This window comes from Streptomyces sp. XH2 (assembly GCF_049725035.1).
Classification (GTDB): domain Bacteria; phylum Actinomycetota; class Actinomycetes; order Streptomycetales; family Streptomycetaceae; genus Streptomyces; species Streptomyces roseoverticillatus.
Window position 1 is genome coordinate 362,780 of record NZ_JBMMMZ010000007.1, and the last position, 14,206, is coordinate 376,985.

Consider the following 14,206-nt stretch of genomic DNA (forward strand, 5'->3'; position numbering starts at 1 on the left):
CTGACGCCCCTGCCGGGCAGCTAGGCCGGAAGGGCATCGATGGCAGCCTGCCACGGGTAGGCATCGAGGTTTCCCTGCTTCGGCTTGTGGGGGACGAAGCCACCCTCGCCGAGAAGCACGGTGACACCGGCCGCCCGCAGTGTCTCGACGTTACGAGCGACAGCAGGGTGCCGCCCTTGGGCATCGTTCCAGTGCGGAAGCGCAACGATGGGGAGACCGAGCCCAATCCCCTCGGTGATGAGGCCCAAAGCCAGGGTGTCGCTGATTCCGGCTGCCCACTTGTTGAAGGTGTTGGCGGTCAGCGGAGCGACGAGCAACGCGTCGGGCGCAGGCAGGACATCCTCTTGCGAAGGCAACTTGTACTGGTGGCGGATGGGGTGGCCGGTCAGCTCACCGAGCCGTTCGAATTCTCCCTGGGCGTCTTCCGTGACCCACCGGTGGGCAGACGGGGTGAGGATCAGGCAGACATCCCAGCCGGCGGCCTGGGCGGCCCGGACGGCGACGTCGAGACGCCGGGCGGGCGGGGCGGCACAAGCGATCAGATAGAGCGTCCGATTCGTCATTCCGGCAGTCCACAACGTCCGGCCAGCGCTCGCAAGCGCCCCTCGGCCGACCCGGCTCCGAGAAGCCGCAGATCCTCGACGAGCGCGTGGGAGTGCGGACGGCAGCGGACCTCCTCGGGCGCCTCCTGCTCCGCCTCCAGAAGTGTGTTCACCGCCTCTTCCCGACGGCCGGCCTGGGTGTAGCCGCGGGCGAGATCGGCGAGATGGTGGGCACGGCGCTCACGCGGAAGAGCTGCCCGAGCCGGGCCGGGGATGCCGTGTGCAACAGCCACCGCTTCGGCCCCCTGGGACAGACGGACGTGCGCGGCGACCCGGTAGAGGCGGACGTTGGTCGGCCCGAAAGCGGTCCAGACGGCGTTGCCGTCGTTGCCCAGCTGCGCGGCATGTTCGTCTGCCTGGTCGAGCAACGAGGGAACAGCCGCGGCTGCCGATGCGGAGTCTCGGTCGGCGGATTCACCGGCCGCGGCGAGCGCCATCGCTGCTTTGAGGTACAGCATGCCGAGCACGCTCAGCCCATCCGGTCCGCGGACGAGGAGTTCCGCCTCCAATCGGTCGGCCGCGGCCACCGCGAACGCAGCGGCCGCTCGCGCTTGCCCATGGTGGGTCATTGCATCTGCGAGGTGCCGTGCCGCCGAGGCCATGATGACCGGCGCACCGGACCGTTCGGCCGCTGCGACCGCCTGATGTCCGGCCAGCCACGCCAGGGCTCCGTCGCCGTACTTCACGGCCACGGCCTCGGCCAGCTCCAGAGACAGTGACAGCACGGCGAAGGCGGCAAGTTGCTCGCTCCCTTCATGCCGAGCAGCTGCCCGGTTCGCGTCGGCCAGAAGCTCCGGGACCAGACGCCCCAGACTCGCGAAGTGCCCCGCCTGAAACGCCGCGCGGCCGTAGGCCAGGTTCCGGTGCAGCACCTCAACAGGCAAGGGCTCCCGCCCGTCGTCCGCACAGGTGCCGGTGATGACCTCGTGGCGTTGAAGAACCTCTCTGATCGCCTCGATCTCCTCCGCATCGGCGCACGCGCCACCGCCGACGGCCTCATCGGACAACAAGAGCTCCAGCGGGACTCGCAGCACTTGGGCCGCGCGCTCCACCACCGACAGCCTCGGGTCCTGCTGCCGCTGGCCGCCTTCGAGATCTTGTACCCAGCGGCGTGACTGGCCCATGAGCGCGCCGAAGTCGGTCTGCGTCAGGTTTCTACGACCACGCCAGTAGGCGATGCGCCGACCGATGCCCCTCGTATCCATCCGGCCCTCGCGATTCAGGTCCGCAACGCACGCAATCCGCGTGCCTACGCACCGTTATAGCGCCTCTACGGTGCAAGTACTCGGGCACCGCGCAATCGCTTCGCGGGCATGGCCGACACGGACAAGGAGCGCCAGCAATGCACGACCTCTTCACCCGGCCCCATGGCTGCGAGGTGCGCCGATGACCGCATCCGACCGCTCCGACGGTCACGTACCCCGGACGGGCACGTTCGTAGTCGACACCCGCTGGGGCAAAGTCGGTCAGGTGATGGGCCACGAGGGCCCGCGGCTCCAGCTCCGCCCGCCCCGCGGCGGGTGCGAGTGGGAAGCCGCCCCGGAGGTCGTACGGCCCGCGACGGACGCGGAGCGGCTGAGTGCGTCGGTCAGGGTCAACTCCCCGCGGCTCGCAGCGCGGCCGATCAACCCGGTGGTCCCGCTGACTTGGTATGAGTGACGGGCCTCGCGCCGCCGCAGGGAAACATCAGCCACATCCCGCCGTACCGGCCCGGCAGGCGCACAGATTTTGCGCGATCAGGACCGGGACGGACACCAGTCCGCAAGCGATCGAGGAAAGGAAGCGCTCATGGACAGCACCGTCCGGCCGTGGGGCCTGACCCGCATGGAGCCCTACCCGACGCTGGTCCCCGCCGCCGGCACTGCCGTGGCCCTGGACCCCATCTCGCAGACCACCGTCTACCGGGACGCCCAAGGACGGGCCGCGGAGATGGGCAAGCACGGGACCGGCACCGGCAAGGAGACCAAGACCCGCACCAGCCAGGGCGACGGGAGCGGCCCGTCGAACAGCGACGAGGGCCACGACCAGGAAAGCGACCAGGACTGACCGATGGCCTCTCCTCGTCCGGTCGTCGTCCTCACCGCCTTGGACGACCTGACGGCGGACCACGTCATCACCGAGCTGCACGGCCGGGATGTCCCGGTCGTGCGGCTCGACCCCGGCAGGCCGGGCGACGTGACGTTCTCCGCCCACGCGGGCACCGGCCGTACCTGGCACGGCCCGCTCAGCACCCCGACTCGTTTCCTGGAACTGGGGGACGCCAGGGCCGTCTACCACCGGCGCCCGTCCCGCTACACGGCCCCCGGCGGCCTGGACGGCCAAGACCGGGAATTCGCTGCCGCCCAGGTCCGGCACGGTCTCGGCGGCCTCCTGGCGGCCCTCCCCCACTGCCTGTACGTCAATCACCCGCACCGCAACTCCGGCGCCGAGTACAAGCCCCGCCAGATCACCACCGCCCTGCGGGCCGGACTCGAAGTCCCCCCGACCCTGATCACGAACGACCCCGGCGCCGCCCGCGCCTTCGCGAAGGAGCACGGCCCGGTGGTGTACAAGCCGCTGCGCTCCACCGAGTACCGCCAGGGCGGCGAGCTGCGCACGATCTGGGTGCGTCCCGTCGACGCCGGCGAGATCGGCGACGGCGTGGCCGCCTGCCCCCACCTGTTCCAGCAGGTCGTCGGCAAGACCGCCGACGTACGGATAGCCGCCGTCGGCGACGAGCTGTTCGCCACCCGCATCACCATCGACGGCGATCACCTGGACTGGCGATGGGACTACGACCGGATCACCTACGACCCCATCGACGTGCCGGGCCCGGTCCGGACCGGCATCCGCACCTACCTGCACGCCTTCGGGCTGGCCTTCGGCGCGTTCGACTTCGCCCTCGGCCGGGACGGGGTGTGGCGCTTCTACGAGTGCAACCCCAACGGACAGTGGGCGTTCGTCGATGACCACACGACCGGGGCCATTACCGCCGCCCTGGCCGACCTGCTGGAGAAGGGAACCCCCGCATGACCGAGCACGCCCCCGTCGCGGTGGACGAGGTCCGCGCCGCCGAGCAGCGCAAGAAGCTGGCCGAGCAGCTGCAACGCGGCGGGCACCTGCGGTCGGCGGCCTGGCGGGCGGTCGTCGAGACCGTCCCCCGGCACGAATTCACCCGCGCGTTCTTCCGCCGCGCCGAGACGCCCCAGGGCACCCTGTGGGCCCCGGTCGTCCCCGGACCCGGCGAGGCGGATGCGTGGCTGCACGAGGTCTACACCGATCACACGCTCGTGACCCAGCTCGACGGCCACGTGCACCCCGGGGACGTCGAAGGCCCGGTCCTCGGTGACCCGACCTCGTCGTCCACCCTGCCGAGCCTGCTCGTGCGCATGCTCCAGGACCTGGACCCCCGGAACGGCGACCGGGTCCTGGTCGTGGGCGTGGGCACCGGCTACTCGACGGCCCTGGTGTGCGAGCGGCTGAGCAGCGAGCAGGTCACCGGCATCGAGACCGACGAGGCCGCCGCCGAACGCGCCCGCGCCGGGATCAAGGCCGCCGGGTACGACCCCGCCGTCATCACGGGAGACGGCCTGCTCGGCTGCCCGGGCAACGCGCCCTACAACAAGCTCATCGCGTTCTGCTCGGTGCGCAGCATCCCGGAGGCATGGCTGGAGCAGGTCCGCCCCGGGGGCACCATCGTGACGACCGTGTCCGGGTGGCTGTACGGCTCCGGCCTGGTCCGGCTGACCGTCGGCGACGGCGGCAGGGCCGAGGGCCGGTTCCTGCCCGGCACGGTGTCATTCATGATCGCCCGCTCGCAGGCCGCGCCCTCGCTCACCGGGGTCTCCGGCCTCCTCGTCCAGGCCGCCGAGGAAAGGCCGGCACGCGTCGGGCCCGAGGTGCTGAGCGACTGGACACCTCAGTTCGTCGCTCAGCTCGCCGTCCCCGGCGCCCAGTACCTGGGCATGGCCACGGACGACGGCCCGATGCTGGACCACCTGGTCGACCTTTCGGGCAAGTCGTTCGCCACGCTCGTACCGGACGGGCAGGACGGCTACCTCGTCCGCCAGGGCGGCCCGCTGCGGCTGTGGGACGCCGTCGAAGAGGCGATCGGCACGTGGCGGAAGGCCGGGGAGCCACCGCAGGACGAGTTCGGGCTGACTGTCACGCCCCGCCATCAGCGGGTCTGGCTCGGGTCACCGGACGGGCCGGGCTGGGCGCTGCCGGCCTGAACCGCCGCGAGAGCCTTATACCGACCGAACAGACTTCTCGGCCCGTTTTCAGTGCTCCCTCAGACAGTTTTCATGTACGGGCCCCAGAGTCGTCGGCATGACGGACGACACTCGCCCCTACGGCGCCCAGGAACCCCAGCCGCAGCAGCCCTACGCGTATCCGCAGCCCCCCGCGTACCCGCCGCGGCAGCCGGTCACCACGGCCAGTGGTGTGACCGTCTGGCCCGGGGACGGAGACGGGTCCGGAGGTGGCAACGGCGGCGGGAGCCGCTACGCCGGGTTCTCCGAGCCGCAGCCGGGGGCCCCGGAGCCCGGCCGCGGCGGCGCACCCCGCGCCCGCAGGACCGGCACGCTGCTCGCCGCCGTGGCGATCGTCGCCGCGATCGTGGGCGGCGGGTCCGCCGCCCTGGTGAGCGAGCTGACCAGCCGCGGCGACAGCACCAGCCACTCCACGCCCGTCCAGAACGCCTCGTCCAAGAGCGCGGGCGGCGTCGCCGCCGTCGCGAAGGCCGTGAGCCCCAGCATCGTGGAGATCAAGGCGTCGACCACCAGCGGGCAGTCCACCGGCTCCGGCGTCGTCATCACCGGCGACGGCGAGATCATCACCAACAACCACGTCATCGCGGGCGCCGACACCGTGCAGGTCGCCTTCAGCGACGGCAGCAAGAAGACCGCCAAGGTCGTCGGCACCGACCCCGACAAGGACCTCGCCCTGATCAAGGTGCAGGGCGCGAGCGGCCTGAAGGCGGCCACCCTGGGCAGCTCCGGCAGCGTCAAGGTCGGCGACGAGGTCGTCGCGATCGGCTCCCCCGAGGGCCTCACCGGCACCGTCACCAGCGGCATCGTCTCCGCCCTCGACCGCGACGTGACCGTCTCCAAGGAAGAGGGACGCGGCGGGCAGCAGCGCGAGCGCGGCGTCCCGCAGTGGCCCTTCGAGTTCGGCGGCAACCAGTACAACGGCGACACCGGCTCCTCCAAGACCACCTACAAGGCCATCCAGACCGACGCCTCCCTCAACCCCGGCAACTCCGGCGGCGCGCTCATCAACATGAACGGCGAGATCATCGGCATCAACTCGGCGATGTACGCGCCCGCTTCCGGCGGCGGGACCGGTGAGTCCGCGGGCAGCGTCGGCCTGGGCTTCGCCATCCCCGTCGACACCGTCAAGGCGGACCTCGCCAAGCTCCGGGCCGGAGGCGCGGGTGGCGGCAACGGCTGAGCACACGGCCGTGCGACGCTGAAGGCCGAGAAGCGCCCTGACCGAAGCAAGACCGCACCCGTGAGGTACCGCCGATGAGCCCCGCCGACCACGGCGACCAGCCCGCCCGCATCCTGATCGTGGACGACGAGCCCGCCGTCCGCGAGGCCCTGCGCCGCAGCCTCGCCTTCGAGGGGTACGCCACCGAGCTGGCCGTCGACGGGCTCGACGCGGTCACGAAGGTCGCCTCGTACGACCCGGAGCTGATCGTGCTGGACGTCCTCATGCCGCGCATGGACGGCCTCACCGCCGCCCGCCGCCTGCGCGCCTCAGGCGTCACCGTGCCCATCCTCATGCTGACCGCCCGCGACACCGTCGGCGATCGCGTCACCGGCCTCGACGCCGGAGCCGACGACTACCTCGTCAAGCCCTTCGAGCTCGACGAGCTGCTCGCCCGCATCCGGGCCCTCCTGCGCCGCAGCTCCTACGCCACGGCCGCGCCCACCGCCGCCTCCGCCACCCTCTCCTTCGCCGACCTGCGCATGAACCTCGACACGCGCGAGGTCACGCGCGGCGACCGGGCCGTCGAACTGACCCGCACGGAGTTCACGCTCCTGGAGCTGTTCCTCGCCCACCCCCGGCAGGTCCTCACCCGCGAGCAGATCCTCAAGACCGTCTGGGGCTTCGAGTTCGAGCCCTCGTCCAACTCCCTCGACGTGTACGTCATGTACCTGCGCCGCAAGACCGAGGCCGGCGGCGAACCGCGCCTGGTCCACACCGTGCGCGGCGTGGGCTACGTCCTGCGCACGGACAGCGCCGAATGATCGTGAGATTCCAGTGATCGCGAGATTCCAGCGGCTGCCGCTCCGCTCCCGGCTGGCCCTGCTCACCGCGGCCGCCGTCGCCGTCGCCGTCGCCGCCGCGGCCGCCGCCTGCTGGCTGGTCACCCGGCAGGAACTGGAGCACCAGCGCGACACCACCCTGACGAACGTCCGCGCGGACGACGCCACCGTGATGACGCTGCTGCGCAACTGCGGATCCGTCCCCAGCGGGCCCTCCACCCTCTTCCGCCCCTACACCGTGCAGATCATCACCGGCGAAGGCTTCGTCTGCTCCACGATCGGCAAGTCGCCCATCAAGGTGGAGACCGAGGACCTGCTGGTCGCCCAGCGGCAGCAAGGGCAGGCCCTGCACGACGCCCAGGCCCAGGACGGCACGGAGATGCGCGTCGCGACCTCGCCCGGGCCCCGGCCCGGCACCGCCGTCTCCATCGCCCAGCCCCGCAGCGAGATCGACCGGCCCCTCGGCTCCCTCGCCGTCGTCCTCGCGATCACCGCCGGCGTCGGCGTCCTCCTCGCCGCCACCGCCGGCGCCTGGATCGCCCGCGCCGGACTGCGGCCCGTCGACCGGCTCACCGGCGCCGTCGAGCACATCGCCCGCACGGAGGACCTGGCGGTCCGCATCCCCGTCGAGGGCGAGGACGAGATCGCCCGCCTCTCGCGCTCCTTCAACGCCATGACCGCCGCCCTCGCCTCTTCCCGCGACCGGCAGCAGCAGCTCATCGCCGACGCCGGGCACGAGCTGCGCACCCCGCTCACCTCCCTGCGCACCAACATCGACCTGCTGGTGCGGAGCGAGGAGACCGGGCGCGCGATCCCGCCGGAGGACCGCAAGGAGCTGCTCGCCAGCGTGCGGGCCCAGATGGCCGAGCTGGCCGCCCTCATCGGCGACCTGCAGGAACTCTCCCGGCCCGACGCGGGGCCCGGCACGGAGCCCGTGCAGGTCATCGCCCTGCACGAGGCCGCGGAGCGGGCCGTCGAGCGGGCCCGGCTGCGGGGGGCCGGACTGTCGTTCCGAGTGCGGCTGGAGAGCTGGTACGTGCGGGCCGAGCCGGCTGCGCTGGAACGCGCCCTGGTCAACCTGCTCGACAACGCCGTGAAGTTCAGTCCGCCCGGCGGAGCGGTCGAGGTCGCCCTCTCCGGCACCACCGGCGAGCTCACCGTTCGCGACCACGGGCCCGGCATCGCGCCGGACGAGCTCCCCCACGTCTTCGACCGCTTCTGGCGGTCCCCGTCCGCCCGCAGCATGCCGGGCAGCGGGCTGGGGCTGTCGATCGTCGCGCGTACGGTGCGGCAGGCGGGTGGGGAGGTGGCGCTGCGGCCGGCGCAGGGAGGCGGAACGGTCGCGTCCGTCCGCCTCCCCGGGGCGCCGGTGGCTCCGCCGGCGCTGTAGGACCCTGCCGTCGCTAGGCCGCGAGCGCGCTCGCCGTGACCTCGGCTATCGCCTTCACCGCCGCCGGGATCTGCTCCGCCGTCACGTCCAGGTGCGTCACCACGCGGACCGTCGTCGGGCCGAAGACCGACACCCGTACGCCGTGCTCCTCGATCGTGCGCGCCCCGAACTCCGCCGCCGTCAGGCCGGTGGCCGACACGTCGAAGAGGACGATGTTCGTCTCCACGTGCTCCGGGTGGACGACCAGGCCCTCGATCTTCGCGAGCTCGGTCGCGAGGAGGCGGGCGTTGGCGTGGTCGTCGGCCAGCCGGTCCACGTGGTGGCGGAGCGCGTAGACGCCCGCCGAGGCGATGACGCCGGCCTGGCGCATGGCGCCGCCCCAGCGCTGCTTGAGCCGCCACGCGCTGTCGATGAACTCCTTCGTGCCGGCGAGGAGTCCGCCGACCGGAGCGCCGAGGCCCTTGCTCAGGTCGATGAAGACCGAGTCGAAGTGCTGCGCGTACGTCTGGGCCGGGATGCCGCTCGCCACCGACGCGTTGAGCAGGCGGGCGCCGTCCATGTGGGTCCACATGCCGCGCTCGCGGGCGATGCCCGTGATCTCCTCGATGCGCTCCAGCGGCCAGACCGTGCCGCCGCCCGCGTTGGAGGTCTGCTCGATGACGACGCCGGTCGTCGCGGGCGCGTAGCGGCTGGGCGTGCGGATGGCCGCGCGGAACTGCTCGGCCGTGAACACGCCGCGCTCGCCCTCCAGCGCGCGGACGTTGATGCCACTGAGCGCGGCCGGGCCGCCGACCTCGTAGTTGATGATGTGCGCGGTCGCGTCGGCGAGGATCTCGTCGCCGGGCCGGGAGTGGACGGCCAGCGCGATCTCGTTGCACATGGTGCCGGAGGGCAGGAAGACGGCGGCTTCCTTGCCGAGGAGCCCGGCGGCCACGGCGGTGAGTTCGTTGACGCTGGGGTCCTCCCCCTTCTGCTCGTCACCGACCGGGGCCTCGGCCATGAAGGTGCGCATGGCGGCGGTCGGGAGCGTGATGGTGTCGCTGTAGAGGTCGATGAGGGGGCGCTGGGAGGTGCTCACGTACGTACTCATTTCGTCGTGCGAGATGGCGGTTACTGTGAGTGACGGCGCGGGGGTGTGCGCCGGTGGAACGACCCGTCAGGGATGCGACGGGAGTGTGGGGCCGTGCGGTTTCCGCGTACTGCGGCGAGGTCCGGCGGAGTCCGGGGCCGTGCATCCCGCGCTCCGCCGGTCAGGCGTTACGCGTCGTCTCCGAAGACCGGCCGGAGGTACCCCGCGGCCGACGCCGCGCGGATGCCCGCCTCGTCGGCGGTGGCGCCGGTGCACCAGAGCGTTCCGTACTCGCTCCGCTGGTCCTTGGCGTCCGGCAGGACGTCGCCGGCCCGCGCGGTGATCCGGATGTCCCGGAGCCCGGGGACCCGGTCGGCCAGCTCGCGGCCCGCGACGTCCTCGAAGCGGCCGCCGCGCTTGGCGTACAGGGCCTGTTCGGCGGCGGCGCCGACGGGCGCGGGGGCGTTGACGGGCTCGCCCAGGTACGAGGCGATGACGCCGTCGAAGACATTCCAGTCGAGCGCGGCGGAGACCATCGTGGAGACGTTGCGGCCCGCGAAGCGCGGGTTGAACTCGACGACCTTGGGGCCGTCGGCGGTGAGCGCGAACTCGATGTGCGCGGGGCCGTTCTCGTAGGACATGAGGCGGGCCAGGTCGGCGCAGATCCGCTCGATCCGCTCGTGGGCCTCCGGGGAGAGGTCGACCGGGAAGCGGATGGCGAGCTCCATGAAGTACGGCAGCTCGCTCATGATGCGGTCGCTGATGCCGAGGACGTGCGGGACGCCGCCGGAGTAGAGCACCTCGGCGCTGACCACCGGGCCGATGAGGAACTCCTCGACGAGCGGCACGCCGCCCTGCCCGTCGGACTCGTCGCGCACCTCGGGGAAGTGCCAGCGCAGCTCGTCGGCGTCCGCGGCGGAGACCACGCCGTAACTGCCGGTGCTGATGGAGGGCTTGAGGACGACGGGGTAGCCGGTGGCCTCGGCCGCGGCGAGGGCGCTGTCGACGTCCGGGGCGGCGGTGCTGCGCGGCGCCGGGACGGACTCGGCGGCGCAGGCCTGCCGGAACGCGTGCTTGTCCTGCGTCAGCAGTACGGAGGCGGTGGGCAGGAAGGGTATGCCCAGCTTCTCGGCCGCGGTGGCGGCGGGCAGCAGGTACTGCTCGTTGGGGGCGATCAGCGTGAACTCGCCGCTGCCGCGCAGCTCCTGGAAGAGCTCGGTCAGCTCCTCCGTGGAGCGCGTCTCGCGGACGTGGACCTCGATCGGGCCCGAGTCCAGGAGGTGGCGCAGCGGGTCGTTCGCGTAGCGGCCCTTGTCGCGGGTGACGAAGGTGACGCGGGCGGCGCGGCGGACGGCGGCCTCGACGAGGCGCAGGCCGGTGCCGCTGGTGAGGGCTTCGACGATGACGATGTGGTCTGCTCGATCGGCCATGGTGCCGGTCTCATTTCTTGACGGGGTCGGTGTGATCGGCACGATCGGCTCGATCGGTACGGCGGGGTTGGACGGTGCGGACGGTCGGGTCCGCTGGAAGGGGCGTGCGGCTGCGCGGGGCCGCCGCCACGGCCACTGCTGTGATCAACGTGAGGGCCGCGGCCACGAGGAACGGCGCTCCGCCGGTCCAGGCGCTGTCCGAGCCGCCCGCCACGGCCGTGCCGACGGCGCCGCCGGCGGACTCGGCGATGCCCCACACCAGCCCGGCGAAGCCGAACGCGGCGAAGCTGTTCCCCTCGGCCTTGCGGGCCATGATGCTGTCCGCCGCGGGCGACCACACGAGTTCGGAGAACGTGAACACGGCCGCGCCCACGAAGACGACGGGCCAGGCCGGCCCCCGGCCGGGCACGAACAGCACGAGCCCGGCCGCCAGCAGCACCATGCCGAGCGCGATGACGGCCCGGTCGCCGCGCCGGCTCGCGAGGCTCTGCATGCGCCGGGCCACGACGCCCTGGAACAGCACGATCAGGACCGCGTTGACGAGGAACAGCATGCTGATGACGCGCGGCGAGACGGACGTCCCGACGTACATCGGCAGCACGTTGGCGAACTGCGCGTACGCGAGCCACAGCGTCGCCGTCACGCACGACCACAGCAGCACCTGCCGGCTGGGCAGCCCGAAGCGTGCCGCGCCCTTCTCCGGCGGTGCGGCCGTCACGTCGCCCGGCGCGCGGGCGGCCAGCAGGGCAGCCACGGCGAACGCTCCGGCCGGGATCAGCGGGAACGCGCGGCCGGTGGCGGACATCAGCCAGCCTCCGGCCACGGGTCCGAGCGCCGCCCCGCCGTTGATCGCCGCGTTCAGCCGGCCGAACGCGGCGAGGCGGGTGGTCTCGTCGCACCCGCCCGCGATGAGCGCCTTGGTGCCGACGTTGGCGCACGAGACGGCGGTGCCGTTCACGGCCAGGACGGCGAGCCAGGACGCGGCGTCGTCGAGGCGCAGCGCCGCGGGCACGAGCATGACCGCGCCCGCCACCAGATAGCCGCCCACGAGGACGGCCCGGAGGCGGAAGCGCACGACGACGAACTGCATGTAGACCGCGCCGGCCCGCATGCTCAGCAGGTGCACGCCGACGGCGGCCGCCGCGACCCCGACGGGGATCCCGAGGGTGCCGTGCAGCCAGATGGCGAGGAACGGCGAGATCACGTAGTACGCGGCGCTGCCGAGCGCCCGGGATGCCAGGGCGGACTTCATGGCGGCATTCATGGCGGACTGCATGACCGTACGGTTTCCTCGGGTCGGCGGGGCCGCCGTGCTCCCCTCCGCGGCACGGCAGCCGTTGCACACACAAGCACATACCGTACGGTCTGTTCAATGGATCAGGGTGTGACCTGTCCCTCTGTCATGTTTTTGCAAGGTAGATTGAATTTTCGGCCTTCACTTTTACGGTTGCGTTGCATGAAGTCCCGATGAACACACGATTGCGTGGCCCTGCCCGTCAATACCGGTGCGGTCACCATCATTTCCGGCGGTTCCCGGATCCTTCGCCCCTGTGGGGGCAAGCGGGCCGTCTAGCGTGGTCGGCATGTCATGCGCTCCGCGAAACCGGGACGACGACCACGCGACCGTGGTGACCTCCCGCCCCCGGCCGTACGACACCGTGATCCCCACCCCGAGCGGCGGCACCTGCGTGAGCCGCAGCGACGTGGGTGCGCCCGGGCTCCGGTAGCCCGGGCGGCCCGGGGCGAGCAGCTTCGCCACCAACCCCGCGGTTTCATCGGCCAGTTCCGCCAGGGCGTACGCCTCCAGGACGGCGCGGACGGCGGACTGCGCGACGGCGGCGGACCGCGGGTCGTCGGGCAGGTCGAGCGTGTACGACCAAGGGGTCTGCGGCGATACCGTGGCCATGCCGGCTCCTCTGACGAGCGAAGCGGGGGCGAGCGGGTGAGTGGCGCGGCTCACCACCGTACGCCGTTCGGCCAAAGGTATTTAGCGGCGTCGGCAGAACTACTTCAGCAAGCACCCGTGTGGGTGACGCGCGGGAGAGGCGAGAGATGCCGGTGAGGAACAGCCCGACGGCGCGTCAGCTCCGGCTCGGTGCCGAGCTGCGCAAGCTGCGCGAGCGCGCGGGGCTCACATCGACCGAGGCCGGACGGCTCCTGGGCACCAACCAGGCCCAGATCAGCAACATCGAGGCGAGCCGCTACGGAGTGAGCGCCGAGCGCCTGCGCGCCCTCGCGCGCAACTACTCGTGCTCCGACGAGGCCCTCGTCGCCGCCCTCATCGACATGGCCGGCGAGCGCAAACGCGGCTGGTGGGAGGAGTACCGCGAGATCCTCCCGGCCGGGCTGCTGGACCTCGCCGAACTGGAACACCACGCCGTGGCCCTGCGCGCCTCGTACGTCGCCCACCTGCCCGGGCTGCTGCAGACGGCCGAGCACTGCCGCGAGATCTTCCGCCAGGTGGTGCCGCCCCTGAGCCCGCCGGAGGTCGAGCACCGCGTCTCGCACCGCATCAAGCGGCAGGCCGTCCTCTACCGCGAACGCCCCACCCCGTACACGGCCATCGTCCACGAGGCCGCGCTGCGGATGCGCTTCGGCGGGCCCGCGGTCGCACGGGCGCAGCTGCGGCACATCCTCGGCATGAGCGAGCGCGAGCACATCAAGGTGCTGGTGATCCCCTTCGACGCGGGCGCGTTCCCCGGCTCCGGGCAGTCGACGCTGTTCGCGGTGGGCCCGGTGCCGCAGCTGGACACCGTGCACGTCGACCGCGAGCACGGCTCGGAACTGGTCGACGCCGCCGCCCAGTTGGACCGCTACCGCATGGTGCTCGACCGCATGGAGTCCGTCGCCCTCGGCGAGGCGCCGTCCCGGGACCTGATCCTGGGCATCGTCCGCGGGCTGGAGGGCAGGTGAACGGGTGAATCTACGGGGCCGCGCCCCTGGGGCGGACATCCGGGGGTAAGGCTCTCGTACCGAGGTGACCGAGGCGATCGAGGAGGAGGCGGCGATGGGCAATGACCTGGGGAGTCTGCTGGGCGGGCTGCTCGGCGGCGGGGAGGCCGGCAAGGGCGGCAGCCTGCTGGGGGCGCTGCTCACCTCGCTCGGCGGTGCCGGGACGCACGGCGCGGGCAGCAATCCGCTCGGCGCGCTGCTGGACACGCTCAAGGAGGGCGGCCTCGGGGAGAAGACCGACTCGTGGGTCGGCAAGGGGGCCAACCAGGAGGTCAGCGGGCCCGAGGTCGCCCAGGCGCTGCCCTATCAGGCGCTCGACCACGTGGCGCAGCAGGCGGGCGTGAGCCCGGAGGAAGCGGCGGACGAGCTGGCGCGGACGCTGCCGCAGGCGGTCGACAAGCTGACGCCGGCGGGTGAGGTCCCCGAGGGGTCCCTGGAGGACCTGATCCGGCAGCAGTCGTGAAGGAACGGACGGACGGCCCCGGCGCACTCCGGGGCCGTCTCCTCCCTGC

Annotated in this window: 15 protein-coding genes; 9 read left to right on the top strand and 6 right to left on the bottom strand. The window is 72.2% G+C overall.

The features are described 5' to 3' along the window. Positions 1–20: 20 nt before the first annotated feature. Entirely contained in the window at positions 21–563 is a 543-nt protein-coding gene (locus ACOTKD_RS16885; protein WP_424889760.1) for a flavoprotein, read from the bottom strand. Continuing rightward, complete coding sequence (locus tag ACOTKD_RS16890; protein WP_424889761.1) at positions 560–1,807, bottom strand: helix-turn-helix domain-containing protein; 1,248 nt, start codon at positions 1,805–1,807, stop codon at positions 560–562. The genes ACOTKD_RS16885 and ACOTKD_RS16890 overlap by 4 nt, the downstream gene beginning before the upstream one ends. A gap of 181 nt (positions 1,808–1,988) precedes the next feature. Between ACOTKD_RS16890 and ACOTKD_RS16895 the strand changes: the two genes are divergently transcribed. From ACOTKD_RS16895 to ACOTKD_RS16925, 7 genes are all read left to right on the top strand, one after another. Then, positions 1,989–2,261, top strand: coding sequence for a hypothetical protein (locus tag ACOTKD_RS16895; RefSeq protein ID WP_424889762.1), 273 nt, complete (start codon positions 1,989–1,991; stop codon positions 2,259–2,261). Positions 2,262–2,390: 129 nt separating this feature from the next. Next, positions 2,391–2,648: a putative ATP-grasp-modified RiPP gene (gene tgmA, locus ACOTKD_RS16900; RefSeq protein ID WP_424889763.1), complete on the top strand. Its 258-nt coding sequence runs from the start codon at positions 2,391–2,393 to the stop codon at positions 2,646–2,648. Positions 2,649–2,651: 3 nt separating this feature from the next. Continuing rightward, a complete protein-coding gene (tgmB, locus tag ACOTKD_RS16905) occupies positions 2,652–3,614 on the top strand; it encodes an ATP-grasp ribosomal peptide maturase (protein WP_424889764.1) in 963 nt (320 codons plus the stop codon). Next, a complete protein-coding gene (tgmC, locus tag ACOTKD_RS16910; RefSeq protein WP_424889765.1) occupies positions 3,611–4,813 on the top strand; it encodes an ATP-grasp peptide maturase system methyltransferase in 1,203 nt (400 codons plus the stop codon). Before tgmB ends, tgmC begins: the two co-directional genes overlap by 4 nt. A 97-nt stretch (positions 4,814–4,910) precedes the next feature. Then, entirely contained in the window at positions 4,911–6,032 is a 1,122-nt protein-coding gene (locus ACOTKD_RS16915) for a S1C family serine protease (RefSeq protein WP_424889766.1), read from the top strand. A 74-nt stretch (positions 6,033–6,106) separates the two neighbouring features. Further along, complete coding sequence (locus tag ACOTKD_RS16920; protein WP_424889767.1) at positions 6,107–6,835, top strand: response regulator transcription factor; 729 nt, start codon at positions 6,107–6,109, stop codon at positions 6,833–6,835. Positions 6,836–6,848: 13 nt separating this feature from the next. Next, positions 6,849–8,243 carry a sensor histidine kinase gene (locus tag ACOTKD_RS16925; RefSeq protein ID WP_424889768.1) on the top strand — a complete coding sequence of 465 codons (1,395 nt, stop codon included), beginning with the start codon at positions 6,849–6,851 and terminating at the stop codon, positions 8,241–8,243. Positions 8,244–8,256: 13 nt separating this feature from the next. Here the strand turns inward: ACOTKD_RS16925 and ACOTKD_RS16930 are convergent, their stop codons facing one another. From ACOTKD_RS16930 to ACOTKD_RS16945, 4 genes are all read right to left on the bottom strand, one after another. Next, on the bottom strand, positions 8,257–9,321 hold the full coding sequence (locus ACOTKD_RS16930) for a threonine aldolase family protein (RefSeq protein WP_424889769.1): 1,065 nt from the start codon (positions 9,319–9,321) through the stop codon (positions 8,257–8,259). A gap of 179 nt (positions 9,322–9,500) precedes the next feature. Beyond that, positions 9,501–10,742: an ATP-grasp domain-containing protein gene (locus tag ACOTKD_RS16935; RefSeq protein WP_424889770.1), complete on the bottom strand. Its 1,242-nt coding sequence runs from the start codon at positions 10,740–10,742 to the stop codon at positions 9,501–9,503. Positions 10,743–10,752: 10 nt separating this feature from the next. After that, entirely contained in the window at positions 10,753–12,018 is a 1,266-nt protein-coding gene (locus tag ACOTKD_RS16940) for an MFS transporter (RefSeq protein ID WP_424889771.1), read from the bottom strand. A gap of 165 nt (positions 12,019–12,183) precedes the next feature. Then, entirely contained in the window at positions 12,184–12,648 is a 465-nt protein-coding gene (locus tag ACOTKD_RS16945; protein WP_424889772.1) for a hypothetical protein, read from the bottom strand. Positions 12,649–12,794: 146 nt separating this feature from the next. On the opposite strand from ACOTKD_RS16945, the gene ACOTKD_RS16950 reads away from it, so the two are divergent. Both ACOTKD_RS16950 and ACOTKD_RS16955 read left to right on the top strand, forming a co-directional pair. Further along, positions 12,795–13,655 (top strand): helix-turn-helix domain-containing protein, encoded by an 861-nt coding sequence (locus tag ACOTKD_RS16950; RefSeq protein WP_424889773.1) that lies wholly within the window; start codon positions 12,795–12,797, stop codon positions 13,653–13,655. Between the two features lie 64 nt (positions 13,656–13,719). After that, complete coding sequence (locus tag ACOTKD_RS16955) at positions 13,720–14,157, top strand: YidB family protein (RefSeq protein WP_424889774.1); 438 nt, start codon at positions 13,720–13,722, stop codon at positions 14,155–14,157. Positions 14,158–14,206 lie beyond the last annotated feature (49 nt).

Bases quoted from the DNA above. Each gene is read 5' to 3' on its own strand.
- ACOTKD_RS16940 (WP_424889771.1), bottom strand. From the start codon at position 12,018: ATGCAGTCCGCCATGAATGCCGCCATGAAGTCCGCCCTGGCATCCCGG.
- ACOTKD_RS16890 (WP_424889761.1), bottom strand. From the start codon at position 1,807: ATGGATACGAGGGGCATCGGTCGGCGCATCGCCTACTGGCGTGGTCGT.
- ACOTKD_RS16920 (WP_424889767.1), top strand. From the start codon at position 6,107: ATGAGCCCCGCCGACCACGGCGACCAGCCCGCCCGCATCCTGATCGTG.
- tgmB (WP_424889764.1), top strand. From the start codon at position 2,652: ATGGCCTCTCCTCGTCCGGTCGTCGTCCTCACCGCCTTGGACGACCTG.
- tgmC (WP_424889765.1), top strand. From the start codon at position 3,611: ATGACCGAGCACGCCCCCGTCGCGGTGGACGAGGTCCGCGCCGCCGAG.
- tgmA (WP_424889763.1), top strand. From the start codon at position 2,391: ATGGACAGCACCGTCCGGCCGTGGGGCCTGACCCGCATGGAGCCCTAC.
- ACOTKD_RS16915 (WP_424889766.1), top strand. From the start codon at position 4,911: ATGACGGACGACACTCGCCCCTACGGCGCCCAGGAACCCCAGCCGCAG.
- ACOTKD_RS16895 (WP_424889762.1), top strand. From the start codon at position 1,989: ATGACCGCATCCGACCGCTCCGACGGTCACGTACCCCGGACGGGCACG.
- ACOTKD_RS16950 (WP_424889773.1), top strand. From the start codon at position 12,795: ATGCCGGTGAGGAACAGCCCGACGGCGCGTCAGCTCCGGCTCGGTGCC.
- ACOTKD_RS16935 (WP_424889770.1), bottom strand. From the start codon at position 10,742: ATGGCCGATCGAGCAGACCACATCGTCATCGTCGAAGCCCTCACCAGC.
- ACOTKD_RS16885 (WP_424889760.1), bottom strand. From the start codon at position 563: ATGACGAATCGGACGCTCTATCTGATCGCTTGTGCCGCCCCGCCCGCC.
- ACOTKD_RS16945 (WP_424889772.1), bottom strand. From the start codon at position 12,648: ATGGCCACGGTATCGCCGCAGACCCCTTGGTCGTACACGCTCGACCTG.